Source organism: Bradyrhizobium sp. 61, assembly GCF_023073075.1.
Lineage (GTDB): Bacteria > Pseudomonadota > Alphaproteobacteria > Rhizobiales > Xanthobacteraceae > Bradyrhizobium > Bradyrhizobium barranii.
In genome coordinates, this window is record NZ_JADPIU010000076.1 from 1 (window position 1) to 17,041 (window position 17,041).

17 protein-coding genes are annotated in these 17,041 nt (G+C 65.2%); 15 read left to right on the forward strand and 2 right to left on the reverse strand.

What is annotated here, in order from left to right; all coding sequences use genetic code 11:
- Nucleotides 1–82 precede the first annotated feature (82 nt).
- On the reverse strand, nucleotides 83–754 hold the full coding sequence (locus tag IVB46_RS29655; protein ID WP_247312894.1) for a DUF938 domain-containing protein: 672 nt from the start codon (nucleotides 752–754) through the stop codon (nucleotides 83–85).
- Nucleotides 755–999: 245 nt separating this feature from the next.
- On the opposite strand from IVB46_RS29655, the gene soxX reads away from it, so the two are divergent.
- The 11 genes from soxX to IVB46_RS29710 all read left to right on the forward strand — a co-directional run bounded on the left by soxX (nucleotide 1,000) and on the right by IVB46_RS29710 (nucleotide 10,504).
- Nucleotides 1,000–1,356 (forward strand): sulfur oxidation c-type cytochrome SoxX, encoded by a 357-nt coding sequence (soxX, locus tag IVB46_RS29660; protein ID WP_028151969.1) that lies wholly within the window; start codon nucleotides 1,000–1,002, stop codon nucleotides 1,354–1,356.
- A gap of 37 nt (nucleotides 1,357–1,393) precedes the next feature.
- Complete coding sequence (soxY, locus tag IVB46_RS29665; protein WP_063985941.1) at nucleotides 1,394–1,879, forward strand: thiosulfate oxidation carrier protein SoxY; 486 nt, start codon at nucleotides 1,394–1,396, stop codon at nucleotides 1,877–1,879.
- A gap of 10 nt (nucleotides 1,880–1,889) precedes the next feature.
- Nucleotides 1,890–2,201 (forward strand): thiosulfate oxidation carrier complex protein SoxZ, encoded by a 312-nt coding sequence (gene soxZ / locus IVB46_RS29670; protein WP_247312898.1) that lies wholly within the window; start codon nucleotides 1,890–1,892, stop codon nucleotides 2,199–2,201.
- Nucleotides 2,201–3,061 carry a sulfur oxidation c-type cytochrome SoxA gene (gene soxA, locus IVB46_RS29675; RefSeq protein ID WP_247312901.1) on the forward strand — a complete coding sequence of 287 codons (861 nt, stop codon included), beginning with the start codon at nucleotides 2,201–2,203 and terminating at the stop codon, nucleotides 3,059–3,061. Before soxZ ends, soxA begins: the two co-directional genes overlap by 1 nt.
- On the forward strand, nucleotides 3,058–3,363 hold the full coding sequence (locus IVB46_RS29680) for a hypothetical protein (RefSeq protein ID WP_028151965.1): 306 nt from the start codon (nucleotides 3,058–3,060) through the stop codon (nucleotides 3,361–3,363). Before soxA ends, IVB46_RS29680 begins: the two co-directional genes overlap by 4 nt.
- 56 nt (nucleotides 3,364–3,419) lie before the next feature.
- Nucleotides 3,420–5,171 carry a thiosulfohydrolase SoxB gene (soxB, locus tag IVB46_RS29685; RefSeq protein WP_247312904.1) on the forward strand — a complete coding sequence of 584 codons (1,752 nt, stop codon included), beginning with the start codon at nucleotides 3,420–3,422 and terminating at the stop codon, nucleotides 5,169–5,171.
- Nucleotides 5,168–5,623, forward strand: coding sequence for a hypothetical protein (locus tag IVB46_RS29690; RefSeq protein ID WP_063979966.1), 456 nt, complete (start codon nucleotides 5,168–5,170; stop codon nucleotides 5,621–5,623). The genes soxB and IVB46_RS29690 overlap by 4 nt, the downstream gene beginning before the upstream one ends.
- Nucleotides 5,624–5,959: 336 nt before the next feature.
- A complete protein-coding gene (locus tag IVB46_RS29695) occupies nucleotides 5,960–6,997 on the forward strand; it encodes an MBL fold metallo-hydrolase (protein WP_085403993.1) in 1,038 nt (345 codons plus the stop codon).
- Between the two features lie 81 nt (nucleotides 6,998–7,078).
- Entirely contained in the window at nucleotides 7,079–7,246 is a 168-nt protein-coding gene (locus tag IVB46_RS29700) for a hypothetical protein (RefSeq protein WP_085965282.1), read from the forward strand.
- 148 nt (nucleotides 7,247–7,394) lie between these two features.
- Nucleotides 7,395–8,600 carry an MFS transporter gene (locus IVB46_RS29705; RefSeq protein WP_247312907.1) on the forward strand — a complete coding sequence of 402 codons (1,206 nt, stop codon included), beginning with the start codon at nucleotides 7,395–7,397 and terminating at the stop codon, nucleotides 8,598–8,600.
- A 188-nt stretch (nucleotides 8,601–8,788) separates the two neighbouring features.
- A complete protein-coding gene (locus IVB46_RS29710; RefSeq protein WP_247312910.1) occupies nucleotides 8,789–10,504 on the forward strand; it encodes an amidohydrolase family protein in 1,716 nt (571 codons plus the stop codon).
- Nucleotides 10,505–10,722: 218 nt separating this feature from the next.
- Here the strand turns inward: IVB46_RS29710 and IVB46_RS29715 are convergent, their stop codons facing one another.
- Nucleotides 10,723–12,060, reverse strand: coding sequence for an MFS transporter (locus IVB46_RS29715; protein ID WP_071909078.1), 1,338 nt, complete (start codon nucleotides 12,058–12,060; stop codon nucleotides 10,723–10,725).
- A gap of 146 nt (nucleotides 12,061–12,206) precedes the next feature.
- Here IVB46_RS29715 and IVB46_RS29720 point away from each other — a divergent pair, with 146 nt between their 5' ends.
- The 4 genes from IVB46_RS29720 to IVB46_RS29735 are packed head-to-tail and all read left to right on the forward strand — an operon-like array spanning nucleotide 12,207 to nucleotide 16,805.
- Nucleotides 12,207–12,860, forward strand: a complete 654-nt coding sequence (locus IVB46_RS29720; protein WP_071917062.1) for an ABC transporter ATP-binding protein — start codon at nucleotides 12,207–12,209, stop codon at nucleotides 12,858–12,860.
- Complete coding sequence (locus IVB46_RS29725) at nucleotides 12,857–15,319, forward strand: ABC transporter permease (RefSeq protein WP_247344024.1); 2,463 nt, start codon at nucleotides 12,857–12,859, stop codon at nucleotides 15,317–15,319. The genes IVB46_RS29720 and IVB46_RS29725 overlap by 4 nt, the downstream gene beginning before the upstream one ends.
- A complete protein-coding gene (locus IVB46_RS29730; RefSeq protein ID WP_247312917.1) occupies nucleotides 15,309–16,391 on the forward strand; it encodes a lipocalin-like domain-containing protein in 1,083 nt (360 codons plus the stop codon). The genes IVB46_RS29725 and IVB46_RS29730 overlap by 11 nt, the downstream gene beginning before the upstream one ends.
- 27 nt (nucleotides 16,392–16,418) lie before the next feature.
- Nucleotides 16,419–16,805 carry an MAPEG family protein gene (locus tag IVB46_RS29735; protein WP_247312920.1) on the forward strand — a complete coding sequence of 129 codons (387 nt, stop codon included), beginning with the start codon at nucleotides 16,419–16,421 and terminating at the stop codon, nucleotides 16,803–16,805.
- The last annotated feature ends 236 nt before the right edge of the window (nucleotides 16,806–17,041 follow it).

A 17,041-nucleotide genomic window follows, 5' to 3' on the forward strand; every position in this document is an offset into this window, starting at 1 on the left:
TCGATGGATAGACCGTTTCCTGGGCTACCCCTCTCCCCCGCCCTCCCCCGCAAGGGGGGAGGGAGCGCACCGCCGTCGCGGCTTAGCGCGCGAAAACCAAAGTCAGATTGTTCGCCGGCATCTCGATCGTATCGACCAAGTCTAGCCCTGCTCCGCGTGCGAGCGTCTCGACGTCGCTGATATCACGCACGCCCCATTCGGGATTGCCTTCGCGCAAGGAGGTGTCGAACACGGCATTGCTGAGCGCGGTGTGCTTGCCGTCGCGCTTGAACGGGCCGTAGAGGAACAGCTTGCCGTCGGCCCGCAAGTAACGGCCGGCACCGGCGAACAGGCCCTCGGCCACGCTCCATGGTGCGATGTGGATCACGTTGGCGCAGAACAATGCGGCCAGACTCGTCGGGCCCTGCCCGCTTCGCATCTCCGGGCACCAGTCGGGGTCGGTGAGATCGATCCGCAGGGGCGAGCGGATGTTTTGCAGGCCCGAATGAACGCGCCAGGCCTCGATGCTCTTGAGGTGGCGCTGGTTGAGGTCGCTCGGCCACCAGATCAGGCCGGGCGTGTGCTGGGCGAAATGGACCACGTGCTGGCCGGTTCCGCTGCCGAGCTCGACGACGTTGCCGGTCAGGCCTGCGAGATGCTTTTCCAGCGCCGCCCAGAGCGGCTCGTGATTGCGATGAAATGCCGGTGCATCGAGCCGCCCATCCGACTCCACCCGTCCGCCGTCCCTGCCAAATTCGACGACATATTCTGCCAATTGAGGTCCCCTTGAAAAAACGAGAACGGAAAAAAACACGATGGGCGCCCAAACGCCCCGAAAACAGCCGGCCAGCGCTCCTGGCCCGAATCCGCCGGACAAATAAGCTCTTTAGTTGCAATGCGGAAGATATTAACTCCATTTTGCCGCGCGCATAGTCTTGATTGTCAGCCGATGCCCTTTGTGCTTTGGAACACTATATTTCCGCGAACGAGATCATCGACATAACGCCTCGGAATGACGCCTTGACCGCCTTTCCACGGACGCCCGTCCTTTACGTCCTGCTGGCGATCGCCGCCGGCCTTGCCGCAGGCCCCGCGCGGGCGCAATCCGCCGTGGCCGACGGCCAGAAGCTCGCCTTCGACCGCGGCAAGGGCAATTGCCTGACCTGCCACGTCATCAAGGGCGGCGACCTGCCGGGCACGATCGGACCGGAGCTCAAGGACATCAAGTCAAAATACCCTGATCGCAACGAGCTGGTCGCGATCATCTTCGACGAGACCAAGCGCAATCCGCAGACCATGATGCCGCCGTTCGGCCGGAACCGGATTTTGACCGAGCAGGAGATCAGCGCGATCGTTGATTTCCTCCAGACCCTGTGACCGCCGGCACGCCAAGAGAATGTCCAGGAGATTCGAGATGACCATCACCACCGGCCCTCATCCGACGCGGCGCCTGATCCTTCAGGGCGCAGCCGGCGTCGCGCTGCTCGGCCTCGGCAACCTGCCATTCGCGCCCGCGCGTGCGGCGGCCAACGACAAATATCCGGAAGAAGCGTTCAAGCAGAAGAGCGAGGCGGACGCGATCAAGGCGCTCTACGGCAAGACCGCCGAGCCGTCCGACAAGGTCAAGCTCGACGCGCCTGAGATCGCCGAGAATGGCGGCGTGGTGCCGATCTCGGTGACGACGACGCTCGACAAGGTCACCTCGATCTCGTTCTTCGTGGCCGAGAATCCGAGCGCGCTCGCGGCAAGCTACAAGATTCCCGATGGCACGATCCCCGCTGTCGCCAACCGCCTGAAGATGGCCAAGACCACCAACGTGACCGCGATCGTGGAAGCCGACGGCAAGCTCTACAGCGCGACCAAGGAAGTCAAAGTCACAGTCGGCGGCTGCGGCGGTTAGGAGAAGTTAGATGGCATCCAGCATTCGCGTCCGCGCCACGGCCAACGGCGACATCACCGAGGTGCAAACGCTGATCCAGCATCCCATGGACACCGGCCTGGTCAAGGACGCCAAGGGCGAGGTGATTCCGGCGCATTTCATCCAGCGACTGAAGTTCGAATGTAACGGCAAGGACGTCTTCGTCGCCGATTGGGGCACCGCGGTCTCCAAGGACCCCTACGTCAAGTTCAGCTTCAAGGGCGCCAAGAAGGGCGACGACCTCAAGGTCTCCTGGACCGACAACAAGGGCGGGTCGGACACGACCACTGCGAAGATTTCGTGATGAATGCCCGCTTCTTTCTCCTTGGTTCGTTGAGCGCCGCGCTGGTCGCGTTCGCCCTCACCTCTCCGCGCGTGATCGCGGCCGACAAGGTCGATCCCGTTGCCGATGCGAAAGCGTTCCAGAACTTCTTCTTCCAGAAGTTTCCGACCGTGAAGCACGAGGATTTCGTCAACGGTCCCTATTCGATGAACGAGGACATGAAGCGGCAGTGGCAGGAGAAAGAGGAATTCCCGCCCTACGAGTTCGCGCTCGACGCCGGCAAGGAGATGTTCGCGACCCCGTTCAAGAACGGCAAGACCTATGCCGACTGCTTCCCGAACGGCGGCATCGGCATCCGGCAGAACTATCCTTACTTCGACACTGGGGAGGGCAAGGTCGTCACGCTGGAGCTCGCGCTCAACCGCTGCCGCGAGGCCAATGGCGAGGCGCCCTACTCCTACGTCAAGGACGAGATGGCTTCGCTCACCGCCTACATGGCGTTCACCTCGCGCGGTAAGCCGATGGACATCAAGATTCCCGATGATCCCCGCGCGCTCGCCGCGTACGAGAACGGCAAGCGCTACTTCTACACGCGCCGCGGCCAGATGAATTTCTCCTGCGCGAGCTGCCATGTGCAGAGCCCGGGCGAGCGCATCCGCGCCGAGATCCTGGCGCCGGCGCTCGGCATTCTGAACGCGATGCCGATCTACCGCTCCGAATGGAGCGGCATGGGCACCACCAGCCGCCGCTTCGTCACCTGCAATAGCCAGACCCGCGCGGTTCCGCTGGAGCCGCAGGCCGATGAATATCGCGACGTCGAATATTTCCTGTCCTACGTCGCCAACGGCCTGCCGATTTCAGGGCCGGGAGCGCGGCCATGAAGCTGTCACTTCCTCTCGCCATGTTGCTCGCATTGAGCCTCGCGCCAGCAGCGCGCGCGGCAAACGAGGCGGACTACAAGGCGGCCTATGCCGCTGCGGAGGCCGCCTCCAAGGAGGCAGCCGGCATGCGCAACCAGTGGACCGTGACCGTATCTGCGCTGGCGGCAGCCAAGAAGGCGGCCGACGGCGGCGATTTCGACCGCGCGGTTGCCGCTTCGAAGGAGGCCGAGGCGCTGGCGAAGGCCTCGATCTTCCAGGCGACGTCAGAAAAAGAGGCGTGGAAGGCGATGGAAATCCGCTAGACTAAAAATCTCGTGGAACCGTCGAATTGCCGTTGAGAGGCGCGGAGAATTTCTGGATGGCCATCCGCCGCCGCGATTTCCTGAAGAGCACCGCTGCTGTCGCCACATCGCTCAGCCTGCCGCGATTCGCGCGCGGCGCCGAGACTGCGAGCATTTACGACCTCGAACGGTTCGGCAATGCGCGCATCCTGCACACCACCGACACGCATGCGCAGCTCAACCCGGTCTATGTCCGCGAGCCCAGCGTCAATATCGGCATCGGGGAGATGGCAGGACGGCCGCCGCATCTGGTTGGCCGCGCCTTCCTCGAACGGTTCGGGATCCGCTCCGACAGCGCCGATGCCTATGCCTTCAGCTGTTTCGAGTTCGAGAAGTCCGCGGGCCGCTTCGGCAAGCTCGGCGGCTTCGCGCATCTGAAGACACTGATCGATCGCTTGCGCGGCGATGCCGGCGAAAAGCACTCCGTGCTCGTCGACGGCGGCGACCTCTGGCAGGGCACGGGTCTTGCCAACATCATGCAGGGCCGCGACATGGTCGAGGTCGCCAATCTGCTCGGCATCGAGGCGATGACCGGGCACTGGGAATTCACCTATGGCGAGCAGGCGCTGCGCGACAATCTCGAGCGCTTCAAGGGCGAGTTTCTGGCGCAGAACGTCTTCCTGACCGAGGAGGCCGCGTTCAACGACGCCCCCGCCTTCGACAAGGCGAGCGGGCGCGTGTTCAAGCCTTCGATGATCAAGGAACTCGGCGGCCATCGCGTTGCGATCATCGGCCAGGCCTTCCCCTATGTGCCGATCGCGCATCCCAAGCGGTTCACGCCGGACTGGACTTTTGGCATCCGCGAGGAGGAGTTGCAGAAGCATGTCGATGCCTTGCGCGGCACCGAGAAGGTCGATGCGGTCGTCCTGCTGTCGCACAACGGCATGGACGTCGATCTCAAGCTCGCGAGCCGCGTCACCGGCATCGACGTCATCCTCGGCGGCCATACCCATGATGCAATCCCGCAGCCAATCGCAGTGAAGAACGCCAGCGGCACGACGCTCGTCACCAATGCCGGCTCCAACGGAAAATTTCTGGGCGTCCTCGATCTCGCGCTCGACAAGGGCAAGGTCGGCGATGTCAGGTACCATCTGCTGCCGGTCTATTCCGAGCTGCTGAAGCCCGACCCTGGCATGGCCGAGCTGATCGGCCGGGTGCGCGCGCCGCATGTGACCGACTGGTCGGAGAAGATCGCAACGCCCGACCGCCTGCTGTATCGCCGCGACAATTTCGCCGGCCCCGTCGACGAGCTGATCTGCACCGCGCTACGCAGCGAGCTCGATGCCGAGATCGCGCTGTCGCCGGGCTTCCGCTGGGGCGTCACCGCACTGTCCGGCCAGCCGCTGACCATGGAGGATGTGCTCGCGGAAACCGCGATCACCTATCCCGAGACCTATGTGCAGGAGATGACCGGCGCCCAGATCAAGGAGGTGCTGGAAGACATCTGCGACAACCTCTTCAATCCCGACCCCTATTACCAGCAGGGCGGCGACATGGTGCGCGCCGGCGGGCTCAGCTACACCTGCACGCCGACCGATGCGGTCGGCAGCCGCATCTCCGAGCTGAAGCTCAATGGCGGCAAGGCGCTCAGCGCGAGCAACCGCTACAAGGTCGCGGGCTGGGCCTCGGTCAACGGCCAGCAGGGCGCACCGGTGTGGGATGTCGTCGCCAAATATCTGCGCTCGGGCCGGATGTTTCAGGAGCGGCTCGGCTCCGGCGTGACGCTGAAGGGCGTCGAGGGCAATCCAGGCATTGCAGGACAGGGATGATGCGATCGCAAATCTGCTGCGCGATGCTGCTGGCGGCGCTCGCCTTCGCCACGCCATGGGCCTCGGCACAGCAGGTGCCGCTCCAGGACAAGCCGTTCGCCGAGCACAAGATCGTGCTTCAGCTCTCCGACGGCGATGCGAAGAAGCATGCGCTGGTGCTGAGCGTCGCCAACAATCTCCTGAAGGCCTACGATCCCGACAAGGTCGCGATCGAGGTGGTGGCGTTCGGCCCCGGCATTGATCTCCTGTTCACCGGCAGCGAGCGCCGCAAGCAGGTCGAAAGCCTGATCGTGCAGGGCGTGCGCTTCGATATCTGCCTCAACACGGTCGACACGATCGAGCGGGAGACCGGACGACGGCCGGAGTTCATTCCGACTGCGACGCCGGTGCAGGTGGGCGTCGGGCAGATCCTGTTCCTGGCGGAGAATGGGTACACGGTGGTGCGGCCGTAGGGGTGCCCGGAGTCTGTGGCACGTCCCTGCAGCACACTCACCGTCATCGCCCGCGAAAGCGGGCGATCCAGTATTCCAGAGACAGCGAGGGGTACGGAGAAGCCGCGGCGTACTGGATTCCCCGCCTTCGCGGGGAATGACAGCGGTGGGTGGGGCGACACCATGGCGCGTCCCTGACGGCTCTCGGGCGCGCAATCCGGCTCTGCCGATCCGGCCCCGGCCCCATCACACAGAACAAAAATCTTCTAAATTTCACTCTCTACACAGTGAATTGCTTCTCTTTCCAGCCTCTGGCGTAGTAGAATCCTCGAAACCAGTTCCACGCCGGGTCTTGCCATGATCTTTCGCCAGCTCTTCGACAGCGTTTCGGGCACCTACAGCTATGTCCTCGCCAGCCGCCCCGGCGGCGAGGCGCTGATCCTCGATCCCGTGCTGGAGAAGGTCGACCGCTATTGCCAGCTGCTGCGCGAACTCGACCTCAAGCTGGTGAAAGCCGTCGACACCCATCTCCATGCCGACCACGTCACCGGCCTCGGTGAGCTCCGCGACCGCACCCATTGCATGACTGTGATGGGCGACCAGACCAAGGCCGACGTTGTGGCGATGCGGGTCGCCGACGGCGACAAGGTGACGATCGAGGGCCTGTCGCTCGACGTGATGTACACGCCCGGCCACACCGACGATTCCTACTCCTATCTGATGGGCGACCGCGTCTTCACCGGCGACACCCTTCTGATCCGCGGCACCGGCCGCACCGATTTCCAGAACGGCTCGTCGCGCGCGCAATACGAGTCGATCTTCAATCGCCTGCTCAAGCTGCCGGACGAGACGATGGTGTTCCCGGCGCATGACTACAAGGGCGACACCGTCTCCACCATCGGCGAGGAGAAGCGCTACAATCCGCGGCTCCAGGTGCGTTCGGTCGACGAATATATCGAGCTGATGGCGAACCTGAAGCTGCCCAATCCGAAGATGATGGACGTCGCGGTGCCCGCCAACATGCATGTCGGCCTGCATCAGGAGGAGCTGGAGAAAGAGGGCCGCGCAGTCAGCGCCGTCGAGGCGATCCGCTCGCTCGGCCGTCCCGATATCCTGCTGGTCGATCTGCGCGAGACCAATGAGCGGATGAAGCACGGCATGCTCGAAGGCGCGCTGCATACGCCCTATCCGTCCGTTGAAGACAGTCTGAAGCCCGGCGGCATGCTGCGCGAGGTCGCGGCCGCCACCGGCCGCCGCGTCGTGTTCTTCTGCGCCTTCGGCGAACGCTCGGCGATGGCTGTCGCCGCCGCCAAGGAAGCCGGCCTTTCCAACACCGCCCACATCGCCGGCGGCATCGATGCCTGGAAGAAGGCCGGCGGGCCTGTGGTGCACTGACGCCCCCTTCTTGCGGTAAGTCAGGAACCGCACATATTTTCGGGGTAGAAGCGGATGACGCATCACCATCCGGGATCACCCATGGCCAAGACTGGCAAGCCGGGCAAGCCGCCCAAAGTCGCTGATAACAAGCAAGCGGACGACAAGGCGAAGAAGCCCCCGCCTCCGCTCGACGACGACGATTGCGACGACGGCGACATCGCGACGCCGAAACGCGACCGCTACGGTTCGGATGACGAGCCGTTGTGAGTTGAAGCCTGCCCCACGAACGGTGCGTTCCCTCCCCCAGATCGCGGCGCCCCACCCGCGCTACCTGCCATGCGCCCGCGTTCATGGACAAATAACGGCTCTGCCCGATAGTTTGCGCGTCCCCTTTAGGACGTGAAACGGAACTGCAATGGTCGACGTTCTCGCCGCACCGCAACAAGGCAAGGCGGACAGCGCGCTGCGCACGCTGACCGGGATTTCGATCGCGCATTGGGTCAGCCATTTCCATCTGCTGGTCCTGCCGATGCTGTTTCCGTTCCTGAAGAGCCAGCTCGGCGTCGGCTATATCGAGCTCGGCTTCGCGCTCACCGTCTCTGCGGTCGTATCCGGCCTGACGCAGGCGCCGACAGGCTATCTCGTCGACCATTTTGGCGCGCGCAGAATCCTGCTGGGCGGGCTCGCGCTCGGCGGCTTCGCGCTGATCCTGCTCGGCCTGCACCTCAGCTATGCCTCGCTGATTGCCTGCGCGGTGCTGCTGGGTCTTGCCAACAGCGTCTACCACCCCGCCGACTACGCCATCCTAGCCGAGCATATGGACGAGGCGCGGATGGGCCGCGCCTTCTCGGTCCACACCTTTGCCGGCTATCTCGGCGGCGCCGTGGCGCCGGCGATCGTCGCGGCGCTCGTCACCGTCTCCGGCGGCACGGGTGCGCTGATCGCGTCGGGCGCGATCGCCATGCTGGTGGCCCTGCTGCTGGTCGTCATGAACATTCCCGATGCCGGCGCGCACAAGACCAAGCCGGGCAACGAAAACGCGCCGAAGCAGGCCGTGATCACGCCGGCGCTGATCACGCTCACCGCGCTGTTCATGCTGCTCAGCCTGTCGGTCGCCGGCATCAACAATTTCGGCGTGGTGGCGCTGATGAGCGGTTACGGCGCGTCCTACTCCGCCGCCAACGTCGCGCTCACCGCGTTCCTCGCCGCCAGCGCCGCAGGCGTGCTCGCCGGCGGCTTCCTCGCCGACCGCACCGCGCGCCACGGCTATGTCGCAGCCGCCTGCTTTGCCGCGAACGCAGCGATCGTGCTGCTGATCGCGCTGGTCACGCTGCCCGGCTGGATGCTGACCGCCGCGATGATGATGGCGGGCTTCCTCTCCGGCGTGATCGCGCCGTCGCGGGACATGCTGGTGCGCAATGCGGCGCCTCCGGGTGCGGCCGGCCGCGCCTTCGGCATCGTCTCCACCGGCTTCAATCTCGGCGGCATCGTCAGCCCGCTGCTGTTCGGCTGGATCATGGACCAGAGCGCGCCGCACTGGGTGTTCGGGGCGTCCGTGATCTTCATGGTCGCGACCGTGGTGCTGTCGCCGTTCACGGAGCGGAAGCCTGCCAAGGCGTAGCCAAGAATTCAGTCGTCGTCCCTGCTAAAAGCAGGGACCGATAACCACAGGGAGCCATCGTCGCGCGAAGCTGGTCACTCCGAGTCTTCGTGACACTACTCCCTGTGGTTATGGGTCCCGGATCTGCGCCTCGCTTGTCCGGGACGACGGATAGAGAAACGCAAAACAACAAACTGGGAAGAAACACCATGAGCACCCCTGATCTCGTGATCCGCGGCGGCACCGTCGCGGATGGAAGCGGCGGCGAATTGTTCGAGGCGGATGTCGCCATCACTGCCGGCAAGATCACCGAGGTCGGGAAGATCTCCGCGAAGGGACAGGAAGAGATCGACGCGCGCGGCAAGCTCGTCACGCCGGGCTTCGTCGACGTGCACACCCATTATGACGGCCAGGTCACCTGGAGCCAGGACATCACGCCGTCGTCGCAGAACGGCGTCACCACCGCGATCATGGGCAATTGCGGCGTCGGCTTCGCGCCGTGCAAGCCCGCCGACCACATCCGCCTGATCCAGCTGATGGAGGGCGTCGAGGATATTCCCGAGCCGGTGCTGAGCGCCGGCATTCCCTGGGCGTGGGAAAGCTTTCCGGACTACATGAACTGGCTGTCGAAGCGCGATTTCGACATCGACGTCGGCGCGCAGCTCCCGCATGCCGCGCTGCGCGTCTATGTCATGGGCGAACGCGGCGCGCGCCGCGATCCCTCGACCGCCGAGGACAACGCGGCAATGGCGAAGCTCGCGGGCGAGGCGGTGCGCTCGGGCGCGCTGGGCTTCTCGACCTCGCGCACGCTCAACCACCGCACCTCGACCGGCGATTTCACCCCGACGCTGAAGGCGGGCGAGGACGAGCTCACCGCGATTGCCGGCGCGATGCACAGCCAGGGCCGCAGCGTGCTGCAATTCGTGCTGGATCTCTCCACCCTCCACGAAGATCTGCCGATGATGCTGCGCGTGGCCGACAGCACCAAGTGCCCGATCTCGTTCTCGATCACGCAGAACGACAAGGCGCCAAACCGCTGGCGCCAGACGCTGGACGAGATCAACGCGGCGGCGAAGCGCGGCCTTTCCATTACCGCGCAGATCGCGGCGCGCCCGGTCGGACTGCTGCTCGGCCTCGAGCTGTCGCGCAATCCGTTCCAGACCCATCCGAGCTACAAGGCGATCGCGCATCTGCCGCTGAAGGAGCGGCTGGCGCGGCTGCATCAGCCGGACGTACGCAAGGCGATCCTGAGCGAGACGGCGACCGCGACCGACGATCCGCTGTTCTTCCGGCCCAACTACGACAAGATGTTCCTGCTCGGCGATCCCCCCGATTACGAGCAGCCGCCGGAGAACGCGCTCGGGCCACAGGCGCGCAAGCAGGGCCGCCAGCCGGAAGAGCTCGCCTACGAGGCGATGCTGTCGGATGGGGGCAAGGGCATGCTCTACGTGCCCTTCCTCAACTATGCCGACGGCAATCTCGATGCGACGCGGGAGATGCTGATCGATCCGCAATCGGTGCCGGGCCTCTCCGACGGCGGCGCGCATTGCGGCATCATCTGCGACGCGAGCTTCCCGACCTATCTGCTGACGCACTGGACGCGCGACCGCACGCGCGGCGAGAAGCTCACGATTCCCTTCGTGGTCGCCGCGCAGTCGCGCAAGACCGCGCTCTCGGTCGGCCTCACCGATCGCGGGCTCGTTGCTCCCGGCTATAAAGCCGATGTCAATGTGATCGACTACGACCGGCTGCATCTGCATCCGCCGAAGGTGCATTACGATCTGCCGGTCGGCGGGCGGCGGCTGTTGCAGGATGTCGACGGCTATGAGGCGACGATCGTGTCGGGCGTGGTGACGCGGCGGCGCGGTGAGGCCACGGGCAGGCGACCGGGGAAGTTGATCCGGGGTGCGCAGGGGATGCAGTAGCGGCGACAGCGCCTGAGGCGCGAGAACGCATCAACACTCTCAATGTCGTCCCCGCGAAAGCGGGGACCCATAACCACAGGGAGAAGTTGCCGCCCGAAGCTGGTAACTCCGAGTCTTCGTCAAACCACTCCCTGTGGTTATGGGTCCCGGATCAGCGCTCCGCTTCGCTACGCTTGTCCGGGACGACAGTTGTGGTTGTGGCCGGCAGCGTCGCCCCCTTACGTCGGCGACACCGCGCCCTTCAGCGCCGCGGCCTGCGGAGCCGCACCGCGGGTCAGCCTGGCCTTTTCCGTGTTCGGCCACAGCAGCAGCAGGCCGATGACGCCGGAGCCGACCATCACCACCGCGTTGATGGTGAAGCCGGTCAGGTAGCCGTCGACCATGTTGCCGGCGCGCTGGATCACGGCGCCCATCACGCTCGGCGCGATGATGCCCGACAGCGTGTAGAGCGCGCCGTAGATCGCGATGACCGCGCCGCGCTGCGACGCCGGGGTGAACTCGCCGAGCATCGGCGGGCAGACGACGTAGATGGCCCCGCACAGGCCGGAGCCGACGACGAGCAGCGCGATCTGCAGGCCAGCACCCTGCACATGCGCCATCATCGCCAGGATCAGGCCGCCGATGATCAGCGGCACCGAGCCGAGCACGCCGCGCGAGATGCGCGTCGTGTAGCCGCGCGCCATCATCACCTGCGAGACCCACCCCGTGAGGATGACGACGGTCGCGCCGAACACCCAGGGCAGGATCGAGACGTAGCCGGCCTGGCTCTGCGAGAAGCCCAGGCCCTTGACGATGAAGGGCGTGAACCAGGTGAGGCCGAGCGACAGCGCCCAATAGGCCCCGAAGGTCGCGATCACGCAGCCGAGGAAGGTGCGCGAGGTCAGCAGCTGCACATAAGGGATTTTCGGCTCGGTGACGGCGAGAACCTGCGTATCCTCGAGCGGGCCTTCCTTGCCGAACGTCAGCCAGGCGCAGACCCAGAGCAGGCCGACGACGCCAAGCGCGCCGAAGGCGTAGTGCCAGGAATGATTGACGATGACCCAGTTCAACGCCGGCACGGCGAGGATGACGCCGAAGGCCGAGCCTTGCGACAGGATCGCGGTCGGCAGCGTGCGCTTCTCGTCGGGGAACCATTTGTAGATGGCGTGGGCTGCGACCGAGAAGGCAGGTCCTTCGCCCGCGCCCAGCACGATGCGGCAGATCAGGAGCGTGGTGAACGAGACGGTGCCCACCATCGGGAACTGCGCCAGCGCCCAGATCACTGCCAGCGTCAGCAGCACCCAGCGCGTCGGCACCTTGTTGACGATGAAGCCGACCACGATGGCCGAGATCGAGAACAGGAAGAAGAACGAGGAGCCGAGCAGGCCGAATTGCTCGGCGTCGAGCTTCAAATCGGTCATGATCGGCACGCCGGCGAGACCGACGACGATCTTGTCCGCGAAGTTCACCACCATGAAGAGAAAGAGGAGAAAAGTGACGGTCCAGGCGCCCTTCGGCGTTGCCTTGGTTTCCCCTGCCGTCCTGCCCGCAACGTCGGGCGTTCCCTGAGCGCTCATCAATCTCCCCGTATGTCTTTTTGTCGGCACGTTTTTGATTTGGCCGTTTTGGGAGCTAACAACGGCTTCAAGGCCAACGCAACCCCGGCATTTCCACGGCAAGTGTGCTACGCAGCATTGAGTTAATTCCGTCCGGCGCATTGACCTTGCTGAGCATCCGAAACCTCTCAAAGACCTTCTCCTCGGCCGGCGAGCCGGTCCATGTGCTGCGTGGTGTCGACCTCGACCTCAAGGCCGGCGAGCGCGTCGCGCTGACCGGCGAGTCCGGCAGCGGCAAGAGCACGCTGTTGCACCTGATCGCGGGTCTGGATGCTGCGGACGACGGCTCGATCCGGCTTGAGGGTACCGAGGTCACCGAGCTCTCCGATGCGGGACGCGCGGGGCTGCGGCGCGACCGGATCGGCCTCGTGTTCCAGCAGTACAATTTGATCCCGAGCCTGTCGGTCGCGGACAATCTCGCCTTCCAGGCGCGGATCGCCGGCCGGCACGATGCGGCCTGGACCAGGGAGCTGGTCGAGCGGCTCGGGCTAGGCAATCTGCTCAAGCGTTATCCAGAGCAATTATCAGGCGGCCAGCAGCAGCGGGTCGCGATCGGCCGGGCGCTGGCGACAAAGCCATCACTGCTGCTCGCGGACGAGCCGACCGGCAATCTCGACGAGGATACCGCCGACGACGTGCTGGCGCTGACGCGCGACCTCGTCACGCGCACCGGCTGCGGCTTCCTGATGGTGACGCACAGCCTGCATCTGGCCGGCACGCTCGACCGCCACGTGACCTTGCACGCGGGGCGGATCGCATGAGGCGCGCGCTGTGGGTCCTCGCGGTGCTGCTGAGCCATTGGCGACGGCACAAGATGCAGTTCGCGACGCTCCTGATCGGGCTGATCGCGGCGACCGCACTGTGGAGCGGCGTGCAGGCGATCAATCAGCAGGCCCGCAATGCCTATGACCGCGCGGCAGCGACGTTCGGCGGCGTGCGCACGGCGATGCTGGTGGCGCCTGATGCAGCGACCTTTTCGCAGGAGCTGTTCATAAAACTCCGCCGCGCGGGCTGGCCAGTCTCGCCGGTGCTGGAAGGCCGCGTCCAGGTTAACGGGCGTTCGGTGCGGCTGCTCGGCATCGAGCCGGTGACGATGCCGGCCGATGTCGGCAATGCGCCGCGCCTCGGCGCCTCGGATTTGAGCAGTTTTGTTGCGCCGCCCGGCCAGACATTGGTGGCGCGGGAGACGCTGAGCGATCTGCAGGAACAGGAAGGCGCGGCACCGCCGATCAGCAGCGGCGCAAAACTGCCGCCGCTGCACGTGCTACCGCAGCTCGTGCCCGACGTGCTCGTCGTCGACATCGGCGTGGCGCAGCGGCTGCTGAACAAGCCGGACCAGGTGTCGCGGCTTTTGATCGGCAAGCCGAAGGGCAAGCCGGCGCCGCTGGCCAGTATCGTTGGCGGGCAGTTGCAGCGGGTCGAGCCGAACGCAGAGACGGAGCTGGAGCGCCTCACCGACAGCTTCCACCTCAACCTCACCGCCTTCGGTCTGCTGTCCTTCTTCGTCGGTCTCTTCATCGTCAATTCGGCCGTCGGCCTCGCCTTCGAGCAGCGGCTGCCGATGCTGCGCACGTTGCGGGCCTGCGGTGCCTCGGCACTGCTGGTCAACACGGTGCTGGTGGTCGAGCTGGTGGCGCTGGCGCTGGTCGCCGGGCTGATCGGGCTCGTCTGCGGCTATTTCATCGCGGCCGCGCTGTTGCCCGACGTCGCGGCGTCGCTGCGCGGTCTGTATGGCGCGCAGATCCCGGGACAGCTCACACTGCGCTCCGAATGGTGGCTTGCCGGCATCGGCATCAGCATTGCGGGTGCACTCGTGGCCGCCGCGACCAGCCTGATCAAGGCGATCAGGATGCCGGTGCTGGCGACCGCGCAGCCGTACGCCTGGCAGCAGCGGCAGCGCCGCTGGTTGATCCTGCAGAGCGGCGCGGCCTGCGCCGTGTTTGCGGTCGCGCTATTGCTGCTGCACTACGGACAATCGCTGATTGCGGGATTCGGCGTGCTCGGGGCGCTGATGCTGGGCGCCGCGCTGATCCTGCCGGCATTCCTCGAGATCATCCTGCTCGTGGGCCAGCGCTGGGCGAAAGGACCGATCGCGCTGTGGTTCTGGGCTGACAGCCGGCAACAGCTCTCCGGCTTGTCGCTGGCCCTGATGGCGCTGCTGCTCGCGCTGGCCGTCAATGTCGGGGTGTCCACCATGGTGGAGACCTTCAGCCGCACCTTCGTCGGCTGGCTCAACGGGCGGCTTGCCGCCGACGTCTACATCAGCGCCTCCGACAATGCGCAAGGCGTTGCGATCCGGAGCTGGCTGAAGGAGCGCAGCGACGTGCAGGCGATCCTGTCGGGCGGACGCGCCGATACGCAGGTTCAGGGGCAGCCGGTGGAGCTGCTCGGCCTGCCCGATCACGCGCTCTATCGCGAACGCTGGCCGCTGCTGGAGACCGCGCCGCGCGCCTGGACCCAGCTCGTGCCCGGCAATGCCGCCTTCATCAGCGAGCAGCTGAGCCGCCGCCTCAACGTCCGCGTCGGCGATGTCATCGAGGTGCCGGCGCCGGGCGGCACCTGGGAGCTCGACATCGCCGGCATCTATGCCGACTACGGCAACCCCAAGGGGCAGCTCGCCGTCAACGTCGCGGCGCTGATCCGGCACTTTCCGCAGACGCCGCAGACGCGGATCGGCCTGATCGTCGCGAAGGAAAATATCCCCGGCCTGATCGCGGCGTTGCAGAAGCAATTCGCGCTCGACGACCGCAGCGTCGCGGATCAGGCAACAGTGAAGGCGGAATCGATCCGGATCTTCAACCGCACCTTTGCGGTAACGTCGACGCTGAATGCCTTCACGCTAGGCGTTGCCGGCATTGCGCTCTTGACCAGCCTGTTGACGCTTGCAAATTCCCGCCTGCCGCAGCTCGCGCCGCTGTGGGCGATCGGCATCACCCGGCCGCGCCTTGCCACGATCGAACTGACCAAGACATTGTCGGTTGCGCTGTTCACCTCGCTGCTGGCCGTGCCGCTCGGATTGCTGGTGGCTTGGTGTCTGATCGCGATCGTCAATGTGAAGGCGTTCGGCTGGCGGCTGCCGTTCCACGTGTTTCCGCTGCAGCTGGTGGAGCTGGTCGCGGTCGCGCTGATCGCGTCGCTGCTTGCCGCGCTGCTGCCGATGATCCGACTGGCGCGGATGCAGCCGGCGAGCCTCGTCAAGGTGTTTGCCAATGAGCGCTGATAAAATCACGCGGCGCGCCTTTGCCGGCGGCATCGCCGCACTCGCGGCTGCCCGCCGCGCTGGCGCGCAGGGCTATGCCGGGCTCGGCGAGACCGCCGACGGCTTTGCGAAGGTGACGCCGGGAAAGACGTTCAGCTTCCCTGCCGATCACGGCCCGCATCCGGAGTTCCGGATCGAATGGTGGTATCTCACGGCGAACCTCGTCGATAGCAGCGGCGCGGCTTGCGGCCTACAATTTACGCTGTTCCGCCAGGCCGCGCAGCCGGGCCCGCAAGGCGAGGGCTGGGCCAATCAGCAGATCTGGATGGCGCATGCGGCGGTGACGCGCGCCGACACCCACCGCTTCAACGAGGTGTTTTCGCGCGGCGGCATTGGACAGGCCGGCGTCACCGCAAAGCCATTTGCGGCATGGATCGACGATTGGGAGATGAAAGGGTCCGAGCGCACCGACGATTGCACGTTGGCGCCGCTGACGCTGAGGGCTTCGGGCACCGATTTCAGTTATTCGCTCACACTGCAGGCCGATCGTCCCGTGGTGCTGCAGGGCGATCACGGCTACAGCCGCAAGTCCGAGCGCGGGCAGGCGTCCTACTATTACAGCCAGCCGTTCTACCGCGCCCGCGGCAGCCTCACGATCGACGACAAATCCGTCGAAGTCTCGGGCCAGGCCTGGATGGACCGCGAGTGGAGCAGCCAGCCGCTCGATGCCGACCAGACCGGCTGGGACTGGCTGTCGCTACATCTCGCATCCGGCGACAAGCTGATGCTGTACCGGCTGCGCCAGAAGGATGGCCAGGACTATCCGTTCGGCAACTGGATCAGCGCTGCGGGCGACACGCAGATGATCGCGGGTGGCGATATCCAGATGAGTCCGAAAGCGACCGCCGAGATCGCGGGGCGCAAGCTGCCGGTGGAGTGGCAGATCGCGATCCCCTCACGATCATTTTCGATTGCCTGCAAGCCGCTTAATCCAAAAGCCTGGATGGGGACCGGTTTCTCCTATTGGGAAGGGCCGATCAGCTTTGCCGGCACGCATGACGGCGTTGGCTATCTCGAGCTGACCGGCTATTGAAGCGCGACCTCCTCAAAAGGATCCGCAATGTATCATCTCACCGCCCTCGTCACGCTGCTGGCGATCGCATTTTACATGTTCACCTGCATCAACGTCTCGCGCTCGCGCACCAAGACCGGTGTCAAGGTGCCGGCGATGTCGGGCCACCCGGATTTCGAGCGCGCCTTCCGCATCCAGGCGAACACGCTGGAATGGATGCCGGTCTTCCTGCCGGCGCTCTGGCTGTTCGCGATCTATATCGGCGACGCCATTGCAGCGGGAATCGGCGCGGTTTGGATCATCGGCCGCATCGTCTACTTCATCGGTTATTCGCGGGCGGCGGCAAAGCGCGGCCCGGGCTTTGCGATCCAGGGCATTGCGGCGATTGCGCTGTGGGCGGGGGCATTGGGGGCGGTGGTGTTGCGGATGGTGTGAGGGGCGGCGGCCACAAACTCCGCCGTCGTCCCGGACAAGCGCAGCGAAGCGGAGCGCCGATCCGGGACCCATACCCACAGGGAATAGTTTGGCGAAGGCTCGGAGTGGGCATCTCGCACCACACTTCTCCCTGGGGTTATGGGTCCCCTGAGTTCACAAACGAAGTGCAACACTTCCTCGAGGAGGTGTTGCCATGGGGCGGAGTTACGAGCAGCTATCCCTTGACGATCGATGCA

Excerpts from the sequence above, each read along its gene's own strand:
- IVB46_RS29725 (WP_247344024.1), top strand. The coding sequence starts at position 12,857 with ATGAGGCGCGCGCTGTGGGTCCTCGCGGTGCTGCTGAGCCATTGGCGA.
- IVB46_RS29705 (WP_247312907.1), top strand. The coding sequence starts at position 7,395 with ATGGTCGACGTTCTCGCCGCACCGCAACAAGGCAAGGCGGACAGCGCG.
- soxY (WP_063985941.1), top strand. The coding sequence starts at position 1,394 with ATGACCATCACCACCGGCCCTCATCCGACGCGGCGCCTGATCCTTCAG.
- IVB46_RS29680 (WP_028151965.1), top strand. The coding sequence starts at position 3,058 with ATGAAGCTGTCACTTCCTCTCGCCATGTTGCTCGCATTGAGCCTCGCG.
- IVB46_RS29735 (WP_247312920.1), top strand. The coding sequence starts at position 16,419 with ATGTATCATCTCACCGCCCTCGTCACGCTGCTGGCGATCGCATTTTAC.
- soxZ (WP_247312898.1), top strand. The coding sequence starts at position 1,890 with ATGGCATCCAGCATTCGCGTCCGCGCCACGGCCAACGGCGACATCACC.
- IVB46_RS29695 (WP_085403993.1), top strand. The coding sequence starts at position 5,960 with ATGATCTTTCGCCAGCTCTTCGACAGCGTTTCGGGCACCTACAGCTAT.
- IVB46_RS29690 (WP_063979966.1), top strand. The coding sequence starts at position 5,168 with ATGATGCGATCGCAAATCTGCTGCGCGATGCTGCTGGCGGCGCTCGCC.
- IVB46_RS29710 (WP_247312910.1), top strand. The coding sequence starts at position 8,789 with ATGAGCACCCCTGATCTCGTGATCCGCGGCGGCACCGTCGCGGATGGA.
- soxA (WP_247312901.1), top strand. The coding sequence starts at position 2,201 with ATGAATGCCCGCTTCTTTCTCCTTGGTTCGTTGAGCGCCGCGCTGGTC.
- soxB (WP_247312904.1), top strand. The coding sequence starts at position 3,420 with ATGGCCATCCGCCGCCGCGATTTCCTGAAGAGCACCGCTGCTGTCGCC.
- IVB46_RS29730 (WP_247312917.1), top strand. The coding sequence starts at position 15,309 with ATGAGCGCTGATAAAATCACGCGGCGCGCCTTTGCCGGCGGCATCGCC.
- IVB46_RS29715 (WP_071909078.1), bottom strand. The coding sequence starts at position 12,060 with ATGAGCGCTCAGGGAACGCCCGACGTTGCGGGCAGGACGGCAGGGGAA.
- IVB46_RS29700 (WP_085965282.1), top strand. The coding sequence starts at position 7,079 with ATGGCCAAGACTGGCAAGCCGGGCAAGCCGCCCAAAGTCGCTGATAAC.